Annotated in this window: 22 protein-coding genes; 11 read left to right on the top strand and 11 right to left on the bottom strand. The window is 65.5% G+C overall.

Annotated features, from left to right (window positions below; all coding sequences use genetic code 11):
- Positions 1 to 2: 2 nt before the first annotated feature.
- Positions 3 to 896, top strand: a complete 894-nt coding sequence (locus tag FHS03_RS05220; RefSeq protein WP_183439937.1) for an HpcH/HpaI aldolase/citrate lyase family protein — start codon at positions 3 to 5, stop codon at positions 894 to 896.
- Here FHS03_RS05220 and FHS03_RS28365 read toward each other — a convergent pair.
- The 5 genes from FHS03_RS28365 to FHS03_RS05240 all read right to left on the bottom strand — a co-directional run bounded on the left by FHS03_RS28365 (position 887) and on the right by FHS03_RS05240 (position 6055).
- Positions 887 to 1015 (bottom strand): hypothetical protein, encoded by a 129-nt coding sequence (locus FHS03_RS28365; RefSeq protein ID WP_260108689.1) that lies wholly within the window; start codon positions 1013 to 1015, stop codon positions 887 to 889. The genes FHS03_RS05220 and FHS03_RS28365 overlap by 10 nt on opposite strands.
- Positions 1012 to 1995 carry a quinone oxidoreductase family protein gene (locus FHS03_RS05225; RefSeq protein ID WP_183439938.1) on the bottom strand — a complete coding sequence of 328 codons (984 nt, stop codon included), beginning with the start codon at positions 1993 to 1995 and terminating at the stop codon, positions 1012 to 1014. Before FHS03_RS05225 ends, FHS03_RS28365 begins: the two co-directional genes overlap by 4 nt.
- Positions 1996 to 2019: 24 nt before the next feature.
- Positions 2020 to 2412 (bottom strand): methylglyoxal synthase, encoded by a 393-nt coding sequence (locus FHS03_RS05230; protein ID WP_183439939.1) that lies wholly within the window; start codon positions 2410 to 2412, stop codon positions 2020 to 2022.
- A gap of 25 nt (positions 2413 to 2437) precedes the next feature.
- The gene (locus FHS03_RS05235) at positions 2438 to 3358 is read right to left on the bottom strand and encodes a DMT family transporter (RefSeq protein ID WP_371871601.1); all 921 of its coding nucleotides are present in this window, start codon (positions 3356 to 3358) and stop codon (positions 2438 to 2440) included.
- 198 nt (positions 3359 to 3556) lie between these two features.
- A complete protein-coding gene (locus FHS03_RS05240) occupies positions 3557 to 6055 on the bottom strand; it encodes an alkaline phosphatase D family protein (RefSeq protein ID WP_229426063.1) in 2499 nt (832 codons plus the stop codon).
- A gap of 212 nt (positions 6056 to 6267) precedes the next feature.
- Here FHS03_RS05240 and FHS03_RS05245 point away from each other — a divergent pair, with 212 nt between their 5' ends.
- The 9 genes from FHS03_RS05245 (at position 6268) to rng (ending at position 14229) form a co-directional block, all read left to right on the top strand.
- Positions 6268 to 7143, top strand: a complete 876-nt coding sequence (locus tag FHS03_RS05245) for a DUF4214 domain-containing protein (RefSeq protein ID WP_183439942.1) — start codon at positions 6268 to 6270, stop codon at positions 7141 to 7143.
- A gap of 93 nt (positions 7144 to 7236) precedes the next feature.
- Positions 7237 to 7962 (top strand): YebC/PmpR family DNA-binding transcriptional regulator, encoded by a 726-nt coding sequence (locus FHS03_RS05250; protein ID WP_183439943.1) that lies wholly within the window; start codon positions 7237 to 7239, stop codon positions 7960 to 7962.
- A 64-nt stretch (positions 7963 to 8026) separates the two neighbouring features.
- Positions 8027 to 9295: a phosphoribosylamine--glycine ligase gene (purD, locus tag FHS03_RS05255; RefSeq protein WP_183439944.1), complete on the top strand. Its 1269-nt coding sequence runs from the start codon at positions 8027 to 8029 to the stop codon at positions 9293 to 9295.
- A gap of 63 nt (positions 9296 to 9358) precedes the next feature.
- Positions 9359 to 10282 carry an oxygen-dependent coproporphyrinogen oxidase gene (hemF, locus tag FHS03_RS05260; RefSeq protein WP_183439945.1) on the top strand — a complete coding sequence of 308 codons (924 nt, stop codon included), beginning with the start codon at positions 9359 to 9361 and terminating at the stop codon, positions 10280 to 10282.
- Entirely contained in the window at positions 10279 to 10926 is a 648-nt protein-coding gene (gene nadD, locus FHS03_RS05265) for a nicotinate-nucleotide adenylyltransferase (protein ID WP_183439946.1), read from the top strand. The genes hemF and nadD overlap by 4 nt, the downstream gene beginning before the upstream one ends.
- Complete coding sequence (gene rsfS / locus FHS03_RS05270; RefSeq protein WP_183439947.1) at positions 10927 to 11643, top strand: ribosome silencing factor; 717 nt, start codon at positions 10927 to 10929, stop codon at positions 11641 to 11643.
- 3 nt (positions 11644 to 11646) lie between these two features.
- Positions 11647 to 12117 carry a 23S rRNA (pseudouridine(1915)-N(3))-methyltransferase RlmH gene (gene rlmH, locus FHS03_RS05275; RefSeq protein ID WP_050411710.1) on the top strand — a complete coding sequence of 157 codons (471 nt, stop codon included), beginning with the start codon at positions 11647 to 11649 and terminating at the stop codon, positions 12115 to 12117.
- 19 nt (positions 12118 to 12136) lie between these two features.
- On the top strand, positions 12137 to 12757 hold the full coding sequence (locus tag FHS03_RS05280) for a Maf family protein (protein ID WP_183439948.1): 621 nt from the start codon (positions 12137 to 12139) through the stop codon (positions 12755 to 12757).
- Positions 12758 to 12765: 8 nt separating this feature from the next.
- On the top strand, positions 12766 to 14229 hold the full coding sequence (gene rng, locus FHS03_RS05285; protein ID WP_183439949.1) for a ribonuclease G: 1464 nt from the start codon (positions 12766 to 12768) through the stop codon (positions 14227 to 14229).
- Between the two features lie 17 nt (positions 14230 to 14246).
- Here the strand turns inward: rng and FHS03_RS05290 are convergent, their stop codons facing one another.
- The 5 genes from FHS03_RS05290 to FHS03_RS05310 all read right to left on the bottom strand — a co-directional run bounded on the left by FHS03_RS05290 (position 14247) and on the right by FHS03_RS05310 (position 20541).
- On the bottom strand, positions 14247 to 14768 hold the full coding sequence (locus tag FHS03_RS05290; RefSeq protein WP_183439950.1) for a hypothetical protein: 522 nt from the start codon (positions 14766 to 14768) through the stop codon (positions 14247 to 14249).
- Between the two features lie 96 nt (positions 14769 to 14864).
- A complete protein-coding gene (locus tag FHS03_RS05295) occupies positions 14865 to 16610 on the bottom strand; it encodes a methyl-accepting chemotaxis protein (protein WP_183439951.1) in 1746 nt (581 codons plus the stop codon).
- Between the two features lie 118 nt (positions 16611 to 16728).
- A complete protein-coding gene (locus tag FHS03_RS05300; protein WP_183439952.1) occupies positions 16729 to 18243 on the bottom strand; it encodes a sensor domain-containing diguanylate cyclase in 1515 nt (504 codons plus the stop codon).
- Between the two features lie 17 nt (positions 18244 to 18260).
- Positions 18261 to 19298, bottom strand: a complete 1038-nt coding sequence (gene waaF / locus FHS03_RS05305; RefSeq protein ID WP_183439953.1) for a lipopolysaccharide heptosyltransferase II — start codon at positions 19296 to 19298, stop codon at positions 18261 to 18263.
- Positions 19291 to 20541 carry an O-antigen ligase family protein gene (locus FHS03_RS05310; protein ID WP_183439954.1) on the bottom strand — a complete coding sequence of 417 codons (1251 nt, stop codon included), beginning with the start codon at positions 20539 to 20541 and terminating at the stop codon, positions 19291 to 19293. The genes waaF and FHS03_RS05310 overlap by 8 nt, the downstream gene beginning before the upstream one ends.
- An 18-nt stretch (positions 20542 to 20559) precedes the next feature.
- Here FHS03_RS05310 and FHS03_RS05315 point away from each other — a divergent pair, with 18 nt between their 5' ends.
- A complete protein-coding gene (locus FHS03_RS05315; RefSeq protein WP_229426064.1) occupies positions 20560 to 21414 on the top strand; it encodes a glycosyltransferase family 2 protein in 855 nt (284 codons plus the stop codon).
- Positions 21415 to 21556: 142 nt separating this feature from the next.
- On the opposite strand, the gene FHS03_RS05320 is transcribed toward FHS03_RS05315, so the two are convergent.
- Positions 21557 to 22165 carry a response regulator transcription factor gene (locus FHS03_RS05320; RefSeq protein ID WP_221208045.1) on the bottom strand — a complete coding sequence of 203 codons (609 nt, stop codon included), beginning with the start codon at positions 22163 to 22165 and terminating at the stop codon, positions 21557 to 21559.
- Between the last annotated feature and the right edge of the window lie 199 nt (positions 22166 to 22364).

Here is a 22364-nt window from a genome sequence, read left to right on the forward strand (position 1 = left end):
GCATGCACCGCCCTCTCGACCGGACGCCCGCCGCCCCGCCGCGCGCCGTCATGTTCCTGTCCGCCCTGAAGGCCGAGCATTTCGACAAGGTCAAGCGCTCCGGCGCGGACATTTGCCTGATCGATCTGGAAGACGCCGTCCCTTGCGCGCACAAGGCGCTGGCGCGCGCGCGCTGCCTGGAGGCGCTGCAGCTGCATGGCGCCAGCTGCCGCTTCGCGGTCCGCATCAACGAGCTGCGCAGCCGCGAATTCTTAAGCGATATGCAAGCCCTGCTCGATTGCGCCATGACGCCGCATATGGTGCTGCTGCCGATGGTCGAAACGGCGGCGGAAATCGACATCGTGCGCGCCCTGTTCGGCGCGCAGGACAAGTTTCCGCTGCTGTTCGCCCTGATCGAAACCCTCAACGGCCTGCACCAGGTCGATGCCATCGCCGCCCGCGCCGACGGCCTGCTGTTCGGCGCGGCCGATTTCGCCGCCTTGCTGGGCACCGACATCAGCTGGGAAAACATGCTGCATGCCCGGCAACAAATCGGCCTCGCCGCCGCCCGCCATGGCATCGTGGCCATCGACACGCCCTGCTTCGACCTGGCCGGCCCGGAGTTGCTGCAGCGCGAATGCCGCGGCGCCCGCGCTCTGGGCTTTCACGGCAAGGCGGCGGTCCATCCGCAGCAGGTGGAAATCATCCGCGCCCTGTTCACGCCCAGCCAGGAAGAGCAGGCGCGGGCGCGCGCCATCGTGGCGGCCGACGCGCTCCATGGCGGCGCGATCGCGACGGTCGACGGGCAGATGATCGGCCCGCCCTTCGTCAAGCGGGCCAAGCGTCTGCTGCGCGAACTGGGGCCGCTGGAGGAGGCCGCCGGCGCTGCGGATCCGGCGGCGTTCGCTCAGGAATAGAACGCTTCGCTGGCGAAGGTGATCAGGCCGATCAGGCCGACCACCAGCAGCAGCACGATGAGCAGGCGGCCAAACTTGGGATTGCCGTCATCGCCGGCGGAGTTGCGGTGATCAGTCATGAGGCGTGGGGTAAGAGGATGGAAGAACCGCTGGTCTGGCGCGACTCCAGGTCGCGGTGCGCCTGCGCCGCGTCGGCCAGATTATAGCGCTGATTGATGGCGATCTTGACCTCGCCGCTGCCCACCACGCCGAACAGGGCGCGCGCGGCCGCCTCCAGCGCCGCGCGCTCGGCCACATAGTGCCACAGCGTGGGCCGGGTCACGAACAGCGAGCCGCGCGCGGCCAGCTCCAGCAGCGAGAACGGCGGCACCGGCCCCGAGGAATTGCCGAAACTGACCAGCATGCCCAGCGGCGCCAGGCAATCCAGCGAAGCGAGGAAGGTATCCTTGCCGACCGAGTCGTACACCACCGACACGCCGCGCCCGTCCGTCAGCTCGCGCACGCGCTCGGCCACCGGCTCCCGGTTGTAGTTGATGACATGGGCCGCGCCATTCTCGATGGCCAGCGCCGCCTTTTCTTCGGAACCGACAGTGCCGATCAGCGTCACGCCCAGCACGCGCGCCCACTGGCAGGCGATCAGGCCGACCCCGCCCGCCGCCGCATGGAAGAGCACCGTGTCGCCGGCCTTCAGCTGGACCGTGCGGTGCATCAGATAGTGCACCGTCAAGCCCTGCAGCATCATGGCCGCCGCCGTGTCGAAGCCGATTTTTTCCGGCAGCGCCAGCAGCAGCGCGGCCGGCAGATTGCGCAACTGGGCATAAGCGCCAATCGGATGGCCGGCATACGCGACGCGGTCGCCCACTTTCAGCGTCGTCACGCCCTCGCCCACGGCCACGACCACGCCGGCGCCCTCCAGGCCCAGGCCGCCCGGCAGCGGTTGCGGGTACAAGCCGGTGCGGAAATAGACGTCGATGAAATTGACGCCGATCGCTTCCTGCCGTATCTGCACTTCGCCGGCCGCGGGCGGGCCGACCTCGACCTCCAGATACTCCATCACTTCCGGACCGCCGGTCCGGGACATGCGTATCGCCTTGCTCATCAAACCTCCTTGCGGTTGGGATTGTTAAAGCACGCCGCCGGTCTGGCGCTCGCGCAAATGCGACAGCAGCATATGGCCGCTGGCCGGATTGGTGGCGCACGCCACATTATGGACGTCGCAGGCGCGCACCAGGGCATTAATATCCGGTTCGTGCGGCTGCGGCGTCATCGGGTCGCGCAGGAAGATCACGGCGTCGATCTGGCCCTCGACCAGCATGGCGCCGATCTGCAAGTCGCCGCCGAAGGGGCCGGAATGCTTGCGCTCCACCGTCAGGCCCAGCTCATTGACCAGGCGGCCGCCCGTGGTGCCGGTGGCGCACAGGGTGCACCCGCGCAAAAACTCCACATACTGGCCGGCCAGGGCGATCATCTCGTCTTTTTTCTTGTCGTGGGCAATCAGGGCAATGCGCGCTTTCATATCGGCTTCCATTCAGGGTTGAGGTTCAGTGCTTCACTTTCGACAACAGATAAATGCCCGCCAGCACCAGGGCCGTGCCCGCCAACTGCCAGCCGGTGACGGCCTCGCCCAGGATCAGGGCGCCGAGAAACAGCGTGGACACCGGCCCGATCATACCGGCTTGCGAGGCGGCGCTGGCGCCGATGCGTTGCACCGCCACCATGGTCATGAACACCGGCATCACGGTGCACAGCAAGCCATTCACCAGCGACAAGCCATATACCGGCAGCGGCTGCAGCAACAGCGACGCCGGGCGCAGCAGGAAAAACTGGGCGATGCAGGCCGCGCTCGACACGCACATCGCATACGACACCAGGCGCAGCGAACCCAGGCGTTTGACCATCTCGCCCGAGGCCAGCAGGTACACGGCATAGCTGGTGGCCGAACCGAGCACCAGGGTCGAACCCAGCGCCACATGGCTGCCGCCATCCTTCAAATCATGCAGGAAGACCAGCACGATGCCGCCATAGGAAGCAAGCAGCGCCAGCCACTGCTTGCGGCTGATGTGCTGCTGGAGCCAGGTGGCCGAGATCAGCAGGACGAAGGTCGGGGTCAGAAAGAGGATCAGCCGTTCCAGGCCAACCGAAATGTACTGCAGGCCGAGGAAATCGAGAAAGCTAGACAGGTAATAGCCGATCAGGCCCAGGCCCAGCAAGCGCCAGCGGTCGCCCGTGCTGAGGGGCGGCGCCGTGCGCATCTGCCACAGCGCGATGGCGGCGAAAACGGGCAGCGAAAACAGCATGCGGAACGCGATCAGCGTCACCGCATCGATGTGATAGCGGTACAGCAGCTTGGCCACCACCGCCTTGGTCGAAAACAAAACGGCCCCGCCGATAGCGATGGCCAGTCCGCCCAGATAGGCGGTACGCGCGCCGCCGCTGGCGGCCGGGTCCGGCAAATTCTTCATCATGCCAGGATTGTAAAGGCAAACGCCAGCGCCTGCCGGCCAGCCCCATCCGCCGCCGCCTTTGATCTCGCGCAAACAATGTCCCACCCTGGTGTCAGGCACTGGAATCGGACATTCTTTGATCTTGCGCAAACAATGTCCCACCCTGGTGCCTGACACCAGGGTGGGACATTTGCTGATCTAGATCAAAGGAAGGGCTTAGCTGATCGTCACGGCGGGGGTGCCGGCGGCGACCGTGGCGGTGGTGATGCGGGCGATCACGTTGGCCGGAGCGGTGGCGCCGACCAGCTTGTTGACCTGCTTGAACTGGGCGACCAGCTTGCCGGGGGTGAGCGTGACCACGGTGTAGCCTTGGGCATCGGTGTTCAGATGCTTGAGCCAGGGGTTGCTGTTCAGGCTGGCCAACTGCTGGGCCAGGCCAAGCAGGGTGGTGCTGAAACCGCTGTTGGCTTTGAGGCCGGCCAGCAGACCCAGGGTGATGGTGTCGAGCTGGGTTTCTAGTACGCCTTTGGCCGCCAGCGCGCCGCGCAGCTGGACCTTGACTTGTTCCAGCAGGGTGTCGAGGGTGGGCGCGGCCTTGCCCATGGTGTAGTCGAGCAGGTTGACCGAGAGGCTGACGGAACCCAGGTCCGGCACCGGCAGGGTCAGCGGGTAGGCCACCAGCGCGCCCAACTCGCCCAGCGCGGCCGAGGCGTCGCGCAGATAGCTGAAGAAGGAGTCCGAGCTGATGCCGGCCGAGACCAGGTCCACCATCACCGGCGTGCCGCCGCCAGCGGCGTCGTAATCGTCGCTGACGGTGCCGGCGAAGAAGGCGTGGATGTCGCCGGTCAGCGCTACCACATTGCCGATGGCATTCGTTTTCAGGTGCGCCATCAGGGCCTTGCGCTCGGCGTTATAACCATCCCACTGGTCGCAGTTGAGCAGGAAGCGGCGGAAGTACGGCGCCAGCGCCGCCTGCAGGCCGGAGGCCGCGACGAAGGGCGATTCGACTTTCTTGGCTTGCACATCGGGCTTGATATAGCCGACGGCGATGGCCTGGGCCGCCGCCGTGGCCTGGGCGGCCGCGCCGCCGGCCGCCACCGACTGGGCCATGCCGAACGCCAACACGGCAACGCCGGCCTGGATCTGGCTCAGCCCTACGCCCAGGGCGGCCGTGGTGCGCGCCACGGTGTCGCCATTGGCGGCGGCCGAGGCGGCGATCGCGCCGGCGGCGGCCTGGGCCTTCTCGGGCGCGGCGCCGGCCGTGACGGCGCCGACGATGGCGCCGGCCACGGCCACATTGCCGCCGGCCTGCGCCGCCGTAGCACCGATCTTGCTGGCCACATCGGGCAGCGCTTTCAGCGCCAGCAGCGTGGCGATGGCGTCCACGCCGCTCAAGCCCATGCGCAACAGCGACACTTCATTGCCCCACAGCTTCCAGGTGGCCGTGGCGGACTTCATCGTGCCCTTCCACCAGTCGCGCTGGGTGGCGCCGAGCATGGTGGTGGCGGCCAGCGCATCGCCGGCGGCGCCGGCGGCGGCCATTTTCTGCGCCTCGGCGGCGTTGAACACGTCCTGCGCCACCATATAGCGCGTGCCGATGCTGCCCAGCGGCTTGCCGCTGGCCGGATTCGGCGTCGCTTCCGGAATCACGTGGTCGGCGCGGTACAGGCGCTGGTCGGTCATCACCAGCTGGGCCAGCTTGCCGAACTGGAAATCGCGGTAGATCTTGATGTTCTGGAAGCCGCTGGCGGCCGTGTCCAGGCTGACGTCGGCCGGCATGTATTCGAACCAGGCCTGATTGGCGCTGCGGCGGCGCTGCGGCTGGCGCACATGGCTGCCGTCGGCGGCCAGGCTGCCCTCGTAGGTCTGGGCGTCCTGCCAGGCATCGTCGGTAAACTCGTGGTCGTCCCACACGGCGATGAAGGGGAAGCGCTCATGCACGGCCTGCAGACGGGTGTCGCTGCGGTATTTCTTGTACAGATAGCGGTAGTCGGCCAGCGTGGACGCGTATTTGGCGCCCGCGCTGCCACTCTTGAAGGTGCCGTCGGGCAGCTTGAGCGCGTCGTGGCGCGACTCCACCAGGCCGGTCTGGAAGCTTTCGCCCACCGTCTCGTAAATGTAGTCGCCCAGGTGGACGATGAAGTCGAGCTTTTCGTTGGCGGCGATATGGCCCAGCGCGCCCCAGTGGTTGATGCTCCAGTCCTGGCAGGTCAGGTAGGCGAACTGCAGCTGGTCGACGTCGGCCGTGGCGGCCGGCGCGGTCTTGCAGCGGCCCACATTCGAGCGCACGTCGCCGGCCACGAACTGGTAGTAGTAAGTCTGGCCCGGCTGCAGGCCCGTGACCTTGTGGCGGATGGTGTTGTCGAATTCGGGATTGAGCGGCAGGCGCACATCGCTGAGCATGCTGCCGCCCAGGGCCGCATTGCTGCCCAGCAGGGCGCTGTTGTCGCTGGCCGTGAGCAGCAGGCGCAGCGTGACTTCGGCCTTGCCGCCGACGGCGGCCACGCCATCGCTGGCGGCCGGCACGGCGCGCGTCCACAGCAGGATGCTGTCCGGACGCGGATCGCCCGAGGCCACGCTCTGCGGGAATTTCCAGTCGCTGCCGCTGGCCGGCGGCAGGCCGCCCGCCGTGCTGTCGCCGCTATTGCTGCTGCCGCCGCAGCCGACCAGACCCACACTGGCTACCGATACCGTGATGAAGCCGCCGAGCTTCATAAACTGCCGTCTATCCATCGCTACCACTCTCAGAGTTGTTATTGAGAAAGAAATCCTAGCAGTTCTTTATGTCAGGGCAATGACGCGGCGAGCCAAAATTGCACGATCGTGCGTATCTGTTGCGCACGATTGGCCCGGCGGTCGACAGTAGCGGGCTTTCAGTGCAATATTGACTATATTTTTTTATAATATTTACAATCCAGGAGGCAATCATGGCTGAAGAAAAACCCATTTTTCTCAATGGCACTACCGGCAATGACGATCTGCGCGGCGGCGCCGGCGACGACGTTCTGGAAGGCAATGGCGGCTACGACAAGCTGAGCGGCGGCGATGGTAACGATACGCTCAAAAGCGGCGATTTCTATAACGAGGCCAGCGGCTTGCGCCTGCCCGATAAACTGGGCGATGTGCTCGATGGCGGCGCCGGCAACGACCATCTGTTCGGCGCCAGCGGCCGCGACCTTTTGCTGGGCGACACGGGCGACGATGAGCTGCGCGGCGGCGGCGGCGACGACCTGCTGCTCGGTGGCGCCGGCAACGACCTGCTCGATGGCGGGGCCGGCCTCGACCGCGCCCAGTTCGGCGGCCAGCGCGCCGACTATAGCCTGGCCAAAAATGGCGAAGGGTATACCGTCAGTCACAGCGGCGAGAGCGACGTCACGCTGGGGATCGAGCGCCTGCTGTTCGCCGACCGCGCCGTCGCATTCGATTTAGAAGGCAACGCCGGCCAGATTTACCGCATTTATCAGGCAGCCCTGAACCGCACCCCGGACTTGGGCGGCCTGGGTTTTTGGATCGATGCCGCCGACCGCGGCCTTGCCATCCTCGACATCACCGCCGGCTTCACCCAGAGCAGCGAATTTGCGCGCCTGTACGGCAGCGCCCTGAGCAACGAAGCCTTCCTCTCCCAGCTCTACCTGAACGCCCTGCACCGCCCAGCCGACCAGGGCGGCCTGGCGTTCTGGATCGATATGCTGGACAAGGGGGTTGCGCGCGAGGCGGTTCTGCTGGCTTTCGCCGAGAGTCCGGAGAACCACGCCCAGGTCATCGGCAGCATCCAGAACGGCATCGACTACATCGCTGTATAAGCGCCCGCCAAGCCCCCCGGGACGGCGCAATTCCAGGGGGGCGGTATGCTAGAATATCGCCCTCGATTGCATACCGTCTAAGGAAGATTGAACATGGCAGGACACAGCAAATGGGCCAATATTAAGCACAAAAAAGCTGCAACGGACGCCAAGCGCGGCAAAATCTGGACGCGCCTGATCAAGGAAATCACCGTGGCCGCGCGCATGGGCGGCGGCGACGTCAACGCCAACCCGCGTCTGCGCCTGGCCATGGACAAGGCGGCCGACGCCAATATGCCCAAGGATAATGTGCAGCGCGCCATCACGCGCGGCACCGGCGGCGACGAAGGCTCCAGCTACGAGGAAGTGCGCTACGAAGGCTACGGCATCGGCGGCGCCGCCATCATCGTCGACTGCATGACCGACAACCGCGTGCGCACCGTGGCTGAAGTGCGCCACGCCTTCAGCAAATTCGGCGGCAATATGGGCACCGAGAATTCCGTGTCCTTCATGTTCAAGCACTGCGGCCAGTTCCTGTTCGCCCCCGGCGCCGACGAAGCGAGCCTGATGGACGCCGCGCTCGAAGCGGGCGCCGAAGACGTGGTGGCGGACGAGGAAGGCGGCTTTGAAGTGCTGTGCGCGCCGAACGATTTCGCCGGCGTCAAGGACGCCCTGGAAAAAGCCGGCTTCAAGGCCGAAGTGGCCGAGATCATCATGAAGCCCGCCACCGAAACTGTGTTCACCGGTGAAGAAGCGCTCAAGATGCAGAAGCTGCTGGACGCCCTGGAAAATCTGGACGACACCCAGGAAGTCTATACCAACGCCGTGATCGAAGACTGATCCGCATTCCACCCGCGGCCGCAGGGCCGCTCTTCCGCTCTTACCAAACGAACGAACGGTCCTTATGAAAATTCTGGTAGTCGGCTCCGGCGGCCGCGAACATGCACTGGCCTGGAAACTGGCCCAATCCGAGCGCGTACAGATGGTCTACGTCGCGCCCGGCAACGGCGGCACGGCGCGCGATGCGCGCCTGCAGAACGTCCCCATCACCGATCTGCACGCGCTGGCCGATTTCGTCGAGCAGGAGCATATCGGCCTGACCGTGGTCGGCCCGGAAACCCCGCTGGCCGGCGGCATCGTCAACCTGTTCCGCGCGCGCGGCCTGAAGGTCTTCGGCCCGAGCAAGGAAGCGGCCCAGCTGGAGTCCTCCAAGGATTTCGCCAAGGCCTTCATGCAGCGCCACGGCATCCCGACCGCCGAATACCAGACCTTCTCCGAACTGGCCCCGGCCCACGCCTATATCGACGCCAAGGGCGCGCCCATCGTCATCAAGGCCGACGGCCTGGCCGCCGGCAAGGGCGTGGTGGTGGCCATGACGCTGGAAGAAGCGCACCAGGCGGTCGACCATATGCTGGCCGATAACCGCTTCGGCGACGCCGGCGCGCGCATCGTCATCGAGGAATTCCTGGCCGGCGAAGAAGCCTCCTTCATCGTCATGTGCGACGGCAAAAACGTGCTGCCGCTGGCCACCAGCCAGGACCACAAGCGCCTGCAGGACAACGACCAGGGCCCGAACACCGGCGGCATGGGCGCCTACTCGCCGGCCCCCATCGTGACCCCGGCCATGCATGCGCGCGTGATGCGCGAGATCATCAACCCGACCATCCAGGGCATGGCGAAAGACGGCATCGTCTTCACCGGCTTCCTGTACGCGGGCCTGATGATCGATGCCGCCGGCAATCCGAAAACCCTGGAATTCAACTGCCGCATGGGCGACCCGGAAACCCAGCCCATCATGTCGCGCCTGAAGACCGACCTGCTGGGCGTGATGGAACACGCCGTCAACGGCACGCTGGACGCCGTGGAACTGGAGTGGGACCGCCGCACCGCCGTCGGCGTGGTGCTGGCCGCCGCCGGCTATCCGGACAACCCCACCAAGGGCGACGCCATCAACGGCATTCCGGCCGAAAGCGCCGAAGCCGTGACCTTCCATGCCGGCACCACCGACGTCGACGGCAAGCTCGTGACCAGCGGCGGCCGCGTGCTGTGCGTGGTCGGCCTGGGCGACAACGTCAAGATGGCGCAGAAGCAGGCTTACGAAGTGGCCGACAAGATCCACTTCGAAGGCATGCAGTTCCGCCGCGATATCGGCTGGCGCGGCCTGAAACACTAAGCACACGCTGTACGCAAGCCGGGCGCGGGACGCCCGGCCTCCCCACCGAGAACAAGCACAAAAATGAACACAGCTGCCGCCATGCCCTCCCCCGCCGCCGTCAAGGCCTATCTGCTGGATCTGCAAGAACGCATCGTGCAAGGCCTGGAGCAGGCCGACGGCCGTCCCTTCCTGCGCGACGAGTGGCAGCGCGAGGAAGGCGGCGGCGGCATCACGCGCCTGATCGAAGAAGGCCATGCGCTGGAACGCGGCGGCTGCAATTTCTCCCACGTGATGGGCGAGAAGCTGCCGCCGTCGGCCGCCGCCCACCGTCCTGAATTGAACGGGCGCGCTTGGGAGGCGATGGGCGTGTCGCTGGTGCTGCATCCGCGCAATCCGTACGCGCCGACGGTGCACTTCAATGTGCGCTTTTTCACCACCAGCACCACCGAAGGCAAGCCGGTATGGTGGTTCGGCGGCGGCATGGACCTGACGCCCTTCTACGGCAATGCCGGCGATGCGCGCCACTTCCACCAGAGCTGCCATGACGCGCTGGCGCCGTTCGGCGAGACGCTTTACCCGCGCTTCAAGAAGTGGTGCGACGATTACTTCTACCTCAAGCACCGCAAGGAAGCGCGCGGCGTGGGCGGCATTTTCTTCGACGACTTCAACGAACTCGGTTTCGAGCAGAGCTTCGCCATGGTGCGTAGCGTGGGCGACGCCTTCCTCGCCGCCTACCTGCCGGTGCTGAACGCGCGCAAGGATACGCCTTACGGCGAGCGCGAACGCGGCTTCCAGGCTTACCGGCGCGGGCGCTACGTCGAATTCAACCTGGTGTTCGACCGCGGCACCCTGTTCGGCCTGCAGTCGGGCGGCCGCACCGAAGCGATTCTGATGTCGATGCCGCCGCAGGCGCAATGGCGCTACGACTGGCATCCGGCGGACGGCTCGCCGGAGGCCGCGCTGTACACCGACTTCCTGCCGCACCGCGACTGGCTGGCTGAGTGAACGCCTGCATCGCCCTGCTGGGAGGTACCTTCGATCCGGTGCACAAGGGCCATCTGGCCCTCGGCGCCCATTTCATGCAGCTGCTGGGCGCCGACCAGTTGCGCGTGATCCCCAGCCTGCCCTGGCAGAAGGCGGCGCTGCAGGCGACACCCGAGCAGCGGGCGGAAATGGTGGCACTGGCGTTTGCCGGACTGCCCTTCCCGGTGCTGATCGACCGCCAGGAAATCGCCCGTGGCAAGGCGACGTACACCATCGACACCCTGCGCGCGATCCGGGCCGAAGTCGGCGCCGACGTGTCGCTGTGCTTCCTGATGGGAGCGGACCAGCTGCAAAACCTGGACAGCTGGCAGGAATGGTCCACCCTGTTTGAACTGGCCCACTTCTGCGTGGCGGCGCGGCCCGGCTTTGCGCTGGACGATGCCAGCGTGCCGACCGCCGTCGCAGAGCAATTCCAGCGCCGCCTGGCCAGCCCTTCCCGGCTGCGCGGCGCAGCGGCCGGCCTGACTTGTCTGGCCGCCGATCTGGCCGAGGATATCTCGGCCACCGCCATTCGTGCTGCATTACAACGGGGGGAGAGGGCGGCCTCGCTTATCCCGCCGGTAGTGCTAGACTATATTGAACAACATAATCTTTATAAGAATTAAATGGATATCAAAAAACTGCAAACCACCGTCGTTGATGCTCTGGAAGACGTGAAAGCCCAGGACATCGTCATGTTCGACACGACGGGTCTCACCAGCCTATTCGACCGCATCTGCATCGCCTCCGGTACCTCCAACCGCCAGACCAAAGCGCTGGCCGCGTCCGTGCGCGACAAGGTCAAGGAAGCCGGCGGCGACGTGATCGGCGTCGAGGGTGAAGACACCGGTGAATGGGTGCTGGTCGACCTGGGCGATATGATCGTCCACATCATGCAGGCGCCGATCCGCGCCTACTACCGTCTGGAAGAAATCTGGGGCGAGAAGCCGGTCAAGCTGGGCGCCGCCAAGCGCAAGTCCTCGGCCGAAGGCAAGGCCGCCACCGAAGCCGAAGCCGCGCCGAAAAAGAAATCGGGCCACCTGGCCGCGTCCAAAGCGGCCAAGTCGGCCGAAGCCGTGATCGAGAAAAAGGCCGCGCCGGCGCGCAAGCCTGGCACCGTGAAGGCCGCCGCCGCTGCCGGCGCCGCCGCCAAGAAAGCCGCGAAGAAAGCCACGCCGGCCGTCGAGGCGCCGGAAGGCAAGAAGGTGAAGGTTGCCGCCTCCAAGACTTCCGTGGCCTCGGCCAAGGCAGCCAAGGAAGCCAAGGCCAAATCCGCCGCCAAGGCAGCCGAGGCGCCGGCCAAGACCGTCATCAAGCGCATCAAAAAGCCCGCAGCCGAGTAAGGCGTGCAGCTGATTATCGCCGCGGTCGGCCACAAAATGCCGGCCTGGATCGAAAGCGGTTTTGCCGAGTACACGAAGCGCATGCCCCCCGAGCTGCGCATCGTGCTCAAGGAAATCAAGCCGGTCGAGCGTTCCGGCAGCAAGACGGCCGCCACGGCCATGGCGCTGGAACGCGAGCGCATCGAGGCGGCCCTGCCGAAATCGGTGCGCATCATCGCGCTCGATGAACGCGGCAAGGATTTGACCAGCGTCGGCCTGTCGCAGCAATTGCAGCAATGGCAGCAGGATGGGCGCGATACCGCCTTCCTGATCGGCGGCGCCGACGGCCTCGATCCCGAATTGAAAGCCAGGGCCGAAGGCTTGATCCGCATCTCCAGCATGACCCTGCCGCACGGCATGGTGCGCGTGATGCTGGCCGAGCAGCTGTATCGGGCGTGGACAATTACGCAGAATCACCCGTATCATCGCGTGTAATTCGAATAAAAAGACTCCGATGAAACCGGTCGACAAGAAAATCTATCTCGCTTCCAAAAGCCCGCGCCGGCGCGAACTGCTGCGCCAGATCGGCGTGGACTTCGAGCTGCTGCTGCTGCGCAGCGACGGCCCGCGCGGCGCCGACGTGACCGAGGAAGTCATTCCCAACGAGGACGCCTACGCCTATGTGGGCCGGGTCGCCATGGAAAAAGCCGATTTCGCCTGGAACCTGGTGCAGCGCCGCCATCTGGTGCACCGCCCGGTGCTGTCGGCCGACACCACCGTGTCCATCGACGGCGCCATCCTCGGCAAACCGGCCAATACGGCCGAAGCCATCGCCATGCTGCAGCAGCTCTCCGGCCGCACCCACCAGGTGCTGACGGCGGTCGCCGTGCGCCATCGCGATTTCGCCGGCCAGATCACCCAGGTGTCGGACGTGCGCTTCGGCGCGCTCTCGCCGGCCTCGATCCAGGCTTACTGCGCCACCAGCGAACCTTACGACAAGGCCGGCGCCTACGGCATCCAGGGCTTGGCCGCCCTGTTCGTTGAACATATCGAAGGCAGCCATTCCGGCATCATGGGTCTGCCCCTGTTTGAAACGGCGCAGCTGCTGCGCCAGGCCGGCCTGCCCCTGCCCTGAAGGCGCCCATGACTGAAGACATCCTCATTAATATCACGCCGCAGGAAACGCGGGTTGCCCTGATCCTGCAAGGCGCCGTGCAGGAACTGCATATCGAACGCACCCTGACGCGCGGCTTGGCCGGCAACGTCTATTCCGGCAAGGTGGTGCGCGTGCTGCCGGGGATGCAGTCCGCCTTCATCGACATCGGCCTGGAACGCGCCGCCTTCCTGCACGTGGCCGACATCTGGGAAGCCCGTCCGCACGACGGCCAGAACGCCGCGCCCACGCCGATCGAAAAACTGCTGTACGACGGCCAGGTGCTGACGGTACAGGTCATCAAGGACCCCATCGGCACCAAGGGCGCGCGCCTGTCGACCCAGATCTCGATCGCCGGCCGCATGCTGGTGTATCTGCCGCAGGACTCGCACATCGGCATCTCGCAGAAAATCGAGAAGGAAACCGAGCGCGAATCGCTGCGCGCGCGCATGCAAAGCCTGGTGCCGGCCGAGGAAAAAGGCGGCTACATCGTGCGCACCCAGGCCGAAGACGCCAGCGACACCGACCTGCAGGCCGACATCGAATACCTGCGCAAGACCTGGGCCGCCATCACGCACGGCGCGCGCACCCGCCCGCCCACCAGCCTGCTGCACCAGGACTTGAACCTGGCCCAGCGCGTGCTGCGCGACTTCGTGCACGACGAGACCGCGACCATCCAGGTCGACTCGCGCGAAAACTACCTGGCCCTGTCCGAATTCGGCGCCACCTACACCCCGAGCGTGCTGCCGCGCCTGCAGCACTACACCGGCGAGCGTCCGCTGTTCGACCTGTATGGCGTGGAAGAGGAAATCCAGCGCGCCCTGGGCCGCCGCGTCGACCTGAAGTCGGGCGGCTACCTGATCGTCGACCAGACCGAGGCCATGACCACCATCGACGTCAACACCGGCGGCTATGTGGGCGGGCGCAATTTCGCCGACACCATCTTCAAGACCAATCTGGAAGCGGCGCACGCCATCGCGCGCCAGCTGCGCCTGCGCAATCTGGGCGGCATCATCATCCTCGATTTCATCGATATGGAGAACGCCGAGCACCGCAACGCCGTGCTGGCCGAATTGAAGAAAGCCCTGTCGCGCGACCGCACCAAGGTCTCGATCAGCGGCTTCTCGGCGCTCGGCCTGGTCGAGATGACGCGCAAGCGCACGCGCGAATCGCTGGCCCATATCCTGTGCGAACCCTGCCCCGCCTGCACCGGCAAGGGCCAGGTCAAGACCTCGCGCACCATCTGCTACGAAATCCTGCGCGAACTGCTGCGCGAAGCAAAGCAGTTCAATCCGCGCGAATTCCGCATCCTCGCCTCGCAGGAAGTGGTCGATATGTTCCTCGAAGAGGAATCGCAACACCTGGCCATGCTGGGCGATTTCATCGGCAAGAAGATTTCGCTGCAGGTCGAAACGGCCTACCACCAGGAACAGTACGACGTCATCTTAATGTGATGATTTTCCCACGATAGTCATCCATCCCCCGTCAATGCTTCACAGACGGCATATGCCTGCTGATGCAGGAATAAGCGGTATTCGCTGTATTGCTGCGCAATGAGCAAAATATCCACGAACAGATTAGCTATCGTTCTTCGATCAAGAACTGAGGCCAGGTCATCGAAGTGCGCTTGTTCCGTTTTTTCATCAACGAAATCGAAGTGCACCAGATGCCGGTCAACCCAGCTCTTTATGACTTCACGCAAAGTCAGACCACCGGATGTCAAGCCATCAAAATGCGCATCAATGGCTTGCGCAAAGTCCGGCTGCTGCGTCACTTTGTAGAAATTCTGAATCGTGCAGTTATGCTTGTACCGGATATTCTCGATGAATAAAGCCCGGCAATCTATCAAAATCGAGTTGACATAAATATCGTAAGACTGTTCATCCAGATTATTCTCCAGGACTCGATGAACCTTCTTTCTCAGCTTCGTGAATTTCTCGTCAAATCTTCGAAGCAACACTGAGAAGTCGTCTAAATGATCAAAATCCGGCATTAACTTTCCTCGAACCAGGCTCAAACATCATTGCGCGCATCGGCTTGGATGGGCAATCCATTTTAGCAGCCCAGCAAAATGCCAGCGCGCGGCGGCTTAGAACTCTTCCCAGTCGTCGGCAGCGGGTTTGGCCGCGGCAGCGGTTTTAGCCCGCGCCCCGGCTTCGGGATGCGCCGCGCGGCGGGCGCCGGTACCGGCCAGCGCCTTGCGCGCCGGCGCTTTACGTCCGGCAATCGCGGCGGCGGGACGCGGCGCGGACGGGCGGTGCACGGCGGCGTGCGCCAGCAAGGCCTCGTCGAGGCGGAACACACTGACCACCTGCGACTGATTGGACGCCTGCTCCTGCAAGGCCTCCGCCGCGGCCGCCGCCTGCTCCACCAGCGCCGCGTTCTGCTGCGTCACCGTATCCATCTGCGTGATGGCGGCGTTGATCTGCTCGATGCCGCCGATCTGCTGGCTGCTGGCGCTGGCGATATCCTCGATGATGGTGGTGACCCGCTCCACGCTGGCCACCAGCTCCGCCATCGTTTCGCCGGCCTGGTTCACCAGGCGGCTGCCGTCCTCCACCTTGCTCACCGAGTCGTCGATCAGCGCCTTGATCTCCTTGGCCGCCGTGGCCGAGCGCTGCGCCAGATTGCGCACCTCGGTCGCCACCACGGCAAAGCCCCGCCCCTGCTCGCCGGCGCGCGCCGCTTCCACCGCCGCGTTGAGCGCCAGGATATTGGTCTGGAAGGCGATGCTGTCGATCACGCCAATGATGTCCACCACATTGCTGGACGAGGCCTTGATCGCATCCATGGTGCCCACCACCTGGTTCACCACCGCGCCGCCCTTGCGCGCCACGTCGGATGCGGCCGAGGCCAGCTGGTTGGCGGCGCGCGCATTGTCGGCGTTCTGGCGCACGGTGCCGGTCAGTTCCTCCATCGAGGATGCGGTTTCCTCCAGCGAGCTGGCTTGCTGCTCGGTGCGCGCCGACAGGTCCTGGTTGCCGCGCGCGATTTCGCCGGTGGCGGTGGCGATGGTGTCGGTGCCCTTGCGCACCTCGCCCACAATGTTCAGCAGGCTTTGCTTCATCTCGGCCAGCGCCAGCATCATCTGCCCCGTCTCGTCGCGCGACTCGGCGCGGATGGTGCCGCTCAAATCGCCCGCCGCCACCTGGCGCGCAATGGCCACCGCCTGCTCCAGCGGCGGCACGATGGCGCGGCTCAGCATGCGCGCCAGCAGCATGGCCAGGCCGACGGCCAGCAGGCCGCCGAACAGCAAGGTATTGTTGGTCAAGCGCTGCAAGGCCAACGCATCGCGGGCGCGCTGCTCGAGCAGGCCTTGTTCGGCGCCGCCGATATCGCTGAGCAGGGCGCGCATGCCATCCATGCCGGCGCGGCCCTTGCCCGCCTTCTCGAACGCCAGCACGGCCTCCAGGCCGGCCTGGTCGGTGGCGGCGCGGCGCAGCGTCAACACCGGCTGCACGGCATTGGCGAACCATTCGGCCTGCGCCTGCTCCAGCCGCCCCAGGCGTTCCTGCTGCTGCGCATTATCGGCGGTCAGCGAACGTGTTTTGGCGAGATGGGTTTTAAAGGCCGCCTGGCCGGCGCTCAGCGGCGCCAGCGCAGCTTCGTCGCCAGTGAGCGCGAAACCGCGTTCGCCGGTTTCCATATTCAGCAGGCTTTCAAGCAGAAACTGGGTTTCCGCGATGACTTCATGCGTGTGGTTATTCCAGCCGTTGGCCTCGTCCAGGCGCGACAGATTGGTGTAGGCGCTGCCCAGCAGCAGCGCCAGGATCAGTCCAACGGCGCCAAAGCCGAAGTAGAGTTTTTGCCGGATACCGAAATCGCTCAGCCGCATTTCCCGTCCTCCTCATTGCAAGATGAAAGAAAACCTGCCTGCCCGCAGAGAGAAAAATGTAGCACCAAAGCGCGCGCCAATAAAGGCGGACGATATGCCGCGACGGGAATACGACGAATTACGCGGCGCTGCCGATGCGATTGCGGCCGGCGGATTTGGCCGCGTACAAGGCGCGGTCGGCCGCTTCGATCAAGGCGGTGGCGTGGTCCACGCCGCGCCGCGGTTTGAGCGCGGCCACGCCGGCGCTCACCGTCACGACCTGGAACAGGCTGCCCGGATGGGGAATCTGCAGCGCCTCGACGGCGGCGCGGATGCGCTCGGCCACGGCGCGCGCGCCTTCGGCATCGGTATTCGGCAGCAGCACGCCGATTTCCTCGCCGCCGTAGCGCGCGGCCAGGTCGCCGGGACGCTTGGGCGTCTGCATGCGGATGCTGCGGCTCAGCGCGCGCAGGCAATCGTCGCCGGCGCTGTGGCCCTGCAAATCGTTGTACTGCTTGAAGTAGTCGACGTCGATCATGATGAAGGCCAGCTCGCTGCCCTGGCGCATGGCGCGGCTGAACTCATTGCCGAGGGTGACGTCGAACTGGCGCCGGTTCGCCAGGCCGGTCAAGCCATCCTGCAAGGCCATCTTCTCGAGTTGGCGGTTCAGGCTTTCCAGCGCGTCGCGCGCCTGCAGCAGCTCCTGCTCGGCCTGCAGGCGCAGATGGATCTGGCGCACCAGGCGCCGGCCGAAAAAGCCCAGCAGCACGGCCAGCATGCCCACGCCCAGCGTATGCAGGAAGGTGTCGCGCCGCCAGTGTTCCAGCACCTCGTCCTTGGACAGCGCGGCCGAGACGAACAGGGGATAGTTGTCCAGCGCGCGGAAACTGTTCAGGCGCACCTCGCCGTCGAGCGTGGAACGCCAGATGCCGGTGCCGGCCTTGCCCTGCATATACGCCTGGTACAGCGGCGAGGTCCGCAGATCGCGTCCCATCAGCTCGGGGCTGAACGGCCGCCGCAGCAGCGTCGTGCCGCCGTTCGACACCAGGATCACGGCGCCATGCTTGCCGATGTCCAGGCTTTGCTGGAAGCGCTTCAGGTACTCGACATCGATGGTGGCCAGGGCCACGCCGGCAAAGCTGCCGTCGGCATGGCTTACGCGGCGCGATACGGGCAGCACCCATTTGCCGGTGGAGCGGCTGATCACGGGCACGCCGATATACGGCCCCCGGCCCGGATTGGCGCGGTGGTATTTGAAGTACTCGCGGTCGGCGTTATTGAAACGCGTTTCCAGCACGGGACGCGAGTTGACCAGCCAGCGGCCCTCCTCGTCATAGGCATACAAGCCATTGAGCTGGGACAGGTTGCCGACCTGGCTCGTCATCACGCGGTGCAGGCGCGCCAGCGCGGCCGCACCGCGGCCATCGGCTTCGAGACGCTCGACCACATCGGCCAGGCTGGTGTCGGCCGCCTTGATCGTATCGTCGGCCTGCTGCGCCATGGCGCGCGCCAGATTGGCGGCGGCGCGCTCGGTGTCGGCCAGCAGCACCTCGCGCGCATTCCAGCTGCGCCAGGCATCGCTGGCCAGCAGCGAGACACAGACCACGGTGACGAAGAGCGTCGCCCAGAACGTAATGGGTAAGCGTTTGTACATGAAGCCTTGCTACCCGTTTAGCGCGCTGCCGCCAGCATCGGTTCCAGCGTCTGCCACACTTGTTGCGGCGCCAGCTTGCGCATGCAGTCCTGGTGGCCGAGCGGGCATTCACGCTGGCGGCAGGGCGAACACTCCAGGCGCAGGGACAGCGCGGCCGCCAGATCGGAGAATGGCGGCGCGTGGTCCGGATCGGTCGGCCCGTAAAGCGCCACCACCGGCCGGTTCAGGGCCGAGGCGATATGCAGCAGGCCGGAATCGTTGCTGACCACGGCCGCGGCGTGGCCGATCAGGGCGATCGCTTCGGCCAGCGAGGTCTGGCCCGCCAGATTGTGGATGGACGCGGCAGCGCCGGCGGCGGCCAGCACGGCGTCGCAGGTTGCGCGGTCCTTGGGCGAGCCGAGCAGCGCCACCTGGGCCGAGGCGTCGCGCGCCAGGATCGCTTGCGCCAGCGCGGCGAAATGCTCGGGCGGCCAGCGCTTGGCGGCGCCGAATTCGGCGCCCGGCGCAAACACCAGCAGCGGGCGTTGCGCATCGAGGCCGGTCTTGGCGCAGGCGGCCGCCGCCTGCTGCGGCGTGACCGCCATGCGCGGACGCGGCACGTCGGCGCGCAGCGGCGCGCGCGGCGCACCGGCCAAGGCGGCGTAGAACGGCACCATGGGACGCGGCGGCACATCGTCGTAATGCATCACATTGATCAAGCCATAACGGCTCTCGCCCTTGTAGCCGACGCGGCGCGCAATGCCCGCCAGCCAGGGAATCAAGGCGTATTTCAGCGTATTCGGCAGCACATAGGCGGCCGCATAGCCGCGCTGGCGCAGCAGGCGCGCATACTTCCAGCGCTCCTTGAGCTGCAGCGCGCCGTGGCGGAACGGGGTCTCCAGCACCTCGGCCACCTCCGTCATCTGGCGCCAGGCCGGCGTGACGGCGGGCGGCGCCAGCACGTCGATGGGCGCGCCGGGGTGGGCGGCGCGCAGCAATTGCAGCAACGGCTGGGCCATCACCGCGTCGCCGATCCAGTTGGGCGAGATGACCAGGATGCGCGCGGGTTCAGTCATGGCCATCCTTCGCGTTCAGGCACAGGCCCATGATCAGGAACAGCATCAGGGCGTAGAACAGGCTGCTGCGCATGGTCCAGAAAATCACCTCGGTCAGGCCGAAGCTGAAATAGCCGACCACCAGCAGCAGGCCCGCCAGCGCCAGCGGCGTCACGCCGGGACGGTCGGCCTCGCGGCTGCGCAGCAGGTGCAGGAAGTACAGCAAGGGCAGCAGCAGGGTCGCGGCCCAGATCAGCAGACCGGGCAAGCCGCCATACACGGCCGCCTGCAAGGCATCGTTATGCACGTGCTCGAATTGCAAGACGAAGGGATCGAGGCGCTGCTCGGCCACGGCCTGCTCGAAGCCCTGGCGCATCTGCTGCGGACTCGACACGCTCCAGGGATGGCGGCTGATCAGCATGCCCGCCCCCTTCCACAGCTCCAGGCGCACGCCGACATTGGTAAAGGCATTGCCGCCGTTATAGTAGCTGCTGACATCGTTGACGCCCTCGGCCACGCGCTCGCGCAAGCCGGTCTGCGGAATCAGGTAGACGGCCGTGAGCAGCGTCAGCACGGCGGCGCCGATGGCCAGCACCTTGCTGCCGCGCATATGCCGGCCGTAGTACAGCAGCAGCGGCAAGGCCAGCAGCGCGCCCAGCCAGCCGCCGCGCGTGCCCGTCGCCACCGAGCCGACCAGGCCGGCCAGCACGCCCAGCGCCGGCCACCACAGGGCGCGGCCGCGGAAATCCAGCATGCCGGCCAGGCACATCAGGCCAACGGCGAGCATCAGGTCGCCATACGTGATGGCATTGATCAGGCCGCCGGGACGCTCCATGCCCAGGCCCCAGCGCTGGTAGCCGATGAACGCGGCGCCGGCGATGGCGCCCAGGATCACGCCATGCCAGAACAGGCGGCGGCTGGGCCGCAGCGCCAGCACCACCAGCAGCACGCTGGCGGCGGCCAGCATGCGGCTGGGCTTTTCCAGCCAGCGCAGCTGCAATTCCGGATGCAGCAGCAGGCTGCTCAGGGCAAACAGGAAGGCCAGGCCGAAGGCTGTCAAAACCCAGCGAATCTCGCTAAGATGGCGGCCCAGGGCCGCGCCGCCCGCCTTGTGGTATACAAGGGCTAGCAGCAGGAAGGCAAAACTGCAAAAACCCGTGCCGGAGTTGCTGAGCAGGGTCAGGGCGGGGAAACACAACAGCAGGCAATGGAGAAAGATGACGGCGGGTGACTTCGCTTGACTCTTGGTTAAGGTATTATTCATTAAATAGGCAGGCTGTACTTGCATAAAATCAACACGGGCACAATCGACTTCATGCAGCAAGCGTCAACAATCTCCGTCATTATCACCACATATAACCGGCCCGATGCGCTGACTGCCGTGGTGGAAGCGTGTTTTGCGCAGGACGACCGGAATTTCGAAATCATTATCGCTGATGACGGCTCCACGAACAACACGCGAGAGCGGGTCGCGGCCCTGAAAGCGCGCGCGCCCGTGCCTTTGACCCATGTCTGGCAACCGGACGAAGGCTTCCGCGCGGCGCGCGTGCGCAACCTGGGCACGCTGGCGGCGCGCGGCGACTATATCGTGTTTTTGGATGGCGATTGCATTCCGCCGCGGCATTTCGTGGCCCAGCACCGCAAGCTGGCCGAGCCCGGCTATCTGGTGTCCGGCAGCCGCGTGCTGCTGAGCCAGGATTACACGGCCCGGCTGCTGGCCGAGCATCTCGACCTGCCGCGCCTGGGCCTGTGGGGCCGCCTGCGCCTGCGTCTGGCCGGCCACAGCAACAAATTCCTGCAAACGGCGATTACCTGGCCCGACCTGGGGCGGCGCCGCAAGCGCTTCAGCTGGCGCCGCATCAAAAGCTGCAATCTGGCCGTCTGGCGCCGCGACCTCGACCTGGTGAACGGCTTCGACGAAAGCTTCCTCGGCTGGGGGCATGAAGACTCCGACCTCGTGGTCCGCCTGTTCAACGCCGGCGTGCTGCGCAAGGATGGCGCCTGCGCCACCGAAGTCTTCCACCTCTGGCACAAGGAAAACCAGCGCGACCAGGAGAGCAGCAACCGCGCCGTCGTCCTGCAGCGCGCCGCCGACCGCACCACCCAGGCCACCGTCGGCCTGCGCGACATGGCCTGACTCCTTTGATCTTCCTCAACAAATGTCCCACCCTGGTGTCAGGCACTGGAGTCGGACATTTGCTGATCTAGATCAAAAAATGTCCGACTCCAGTGCCTCGGCGGCCCCGCCTGACACCAGGGTGGACATTGTTTGATGCGGATCAATCGCCGGTGAGCAGGGAGAGGCGGACCAGGTCGGCCACGTTGTCGACGCCGAGCTTGCTCATCAGGCGGCCTTTGTGCACTTCGACGGTGCGCACGCTGATGCCGAGCTGGGGGGCGATTTCGCGGTTGTGGTGGCCGCCCACGACCAGGCGCATGACTTCGCGTTCGCGCGGGGTCAGGTCGTTCAGGCGCTCGCGGCTGGCGGCGCTGTGCAGCTGGGCGCTGCGGTGCCGGCTTTCGTGGGCGAACGCTTCTTCGATGGCGGGCATCAGCTTGGCGGCGTCGCAGGGGTCGTCGATGAAGTCGAGCGCGCCGGCGCGGAAGGCGGCGCGCGCCATGCCGACGTCGCCGCCGCAGGCGACCAGCACCATCGGAATCTCGCAGCCGAGTTCGACCAGGCGGCGCTGCAGGGCCAAGCCGTCCAGCTCGGCCATATGGACGTCGATCAGCAGACACCCGCTCCAGTCCGGCCGCCACGCTTGCAGGAAGGCGGCGCCGCTGGCGAAGACGGCGATGCGGTAACCGGCCGCGCCCAGTTGCAGGCCCAACGCGTCGCGCACCGCGGGATCGTCGTCAACAATAAAAACGGTCAAGTTGGTGGACAAATTTGCACTCCCGGCTCTCCCAGCCATGCCACTACGTGTTTTACTTATTTATCCCAGGAAAACGCTTGAGGGCGCCTTCCCAGCCTTATCCTGTCCAGAACATCCATCTAGTCAAAACCCGTAAGGATTTTTTCTAATTGCCAACTTTCATTCCTAGCGATAACATCACGCGCATTGTAACGTAATGTATCGGCTTGTG

This window comes from Pseudoduganella violacea, from assembly GCF_014191875.1.
GTDB classification, from domain to species: Bacteria; Pseudomonadota; Gammaproteobacteria; order Burkholderiales; family Burkholderiaceae_D; genus Rugamonas; species Rugamonas violacea_A.

Excerpts from the sequence above, each read along its gene's own strand:
- FHS03_RS05290 (WP_183439950.1), bottom strand. The coding sequence starts at position 14,768 with ATGCCGGATTTTGATCATTTAGACGACTTCTCAGTGTTGCTTCGAAGA.
- hemF (WP_183439945.1), top strand. The coding sequence starts at position 9,359 with ATGAACACAGCTGCCGCCATGCCCTCCCCCGCCGCCGTCAAGGCCTAT.
- waaF (WP_183439953.1), bottom strand. The coding sequence starts at position 19,298 with ATGACTGAACCCGCGCGCATCCTGGTCATCTCGCCCAACTGGATCGGC.
- FHS03_RS05220 (WP_183439937.1), top strand. The coding sequence starts at position 3 with ATGCACCGCCCTCTCGACCGGACGCCCGCCGCCCCGCCGCGCGCCGTC.
- FHS03_RS05295 (WP_183439951.1), bottom strand. The coding sequence starts at position 16,610 with ATGCGGCTGAGCGATTTCGGTATCCGGCAAAAACTCTACTTCGGCTTT.
- rng (WP_183439949.1), top strand. The coding sequence starts at position 12,766 with ATGACTGAAGACATCCTCATTAATATCACGCCGCAGGAAACGCGGGTT.
- FHS03_RS05280 (WP_183439948.1), top strand. The coding sequence starts at position 12,137 with ATGAAACCGGTCGACAAGAAAATCTATCTCGCTTCCAAAAGCCCGCGC.
- FHS03_RS05245 (WP_183439942.1), top strand. The coding sequence starts at position 6,268 with ATGGCTGAAGAAAAACCCATTTTTCTCAATGGCACTACCGGCAATGAC.
- FHS03_RS05225 (WP_183439938.1), bottom strand. The coding sequence starts at position 1,995 with ATGAGCAAGGCGATACGCATGTCCCGGACCGGCGGTCCGGAAGTGATG.
- FHS03_RS05235 (WP_371871601.1), bottom strand. The coding sequence starts at position 3,358 with ATGAAGAATTTGCCGGACCCGGCCGCCAGCGGCGGCGCGCGTACCGCC.
- purD (WP_183439944.1), top strand. The coding sequence starts at position 8,027 with ATGAAAATTCTGGTAGTCGGCTCCGGCGGCCGCGAACATGCACTGGCC.
- FHS03_RS28365 (WP_260108689.1), bottom strand. The coding sequence starts at position 1,015 with ATGACTGATCACCGCAACTCCGCCGGCGATGACGGCAATCCCAAGTTT.
- FHS03_RS05310 (WP_183439954.1), bottom strand. The coding sequence starts at position 20,541 with ATGAATAATACCTTAACCAAGAGTCAAGCGAAGTCACCCGCCGTCATC.
- FHS03_RS05230 (WP_183439939.1), bottom strand. The coding sequence starts at position 2,412 with ATGAAAGCGCGCATTGCCCTGATTGCCCACGACAAGAAAAAAGACGAG.
- FHS03_RS05240 (WP_229426063.1), bottom strand. The coding sequence starts at position 6,055 with ATGAAGCTCGGCGGCTTCATCACGGTATCGGTAGCCAGTGTGGGTCTG.
- rsfS (WP_183439947.1), top strand. The coding sequence starts at position 10,927 with ATGGATATCAAAAAACTGCAAACCACCGTCGTTGATGCTCTGGAAGAC.
- FHS03_RS05300 (WP_183439952.1), bottom strand. The coding sequence starts at position 18,243 with ATGTACAAACGCTTACCCATTACGTTCTGGGCGACGCTCTTCGTCACC.
- FHS03_RS05250 (WP_183439943.1), top strand. The coding sequence starts at position 7,237 with ATGGCAGGACACAGCAAATGGGCCAATATTAAGCACAAAAAAGCTGCA.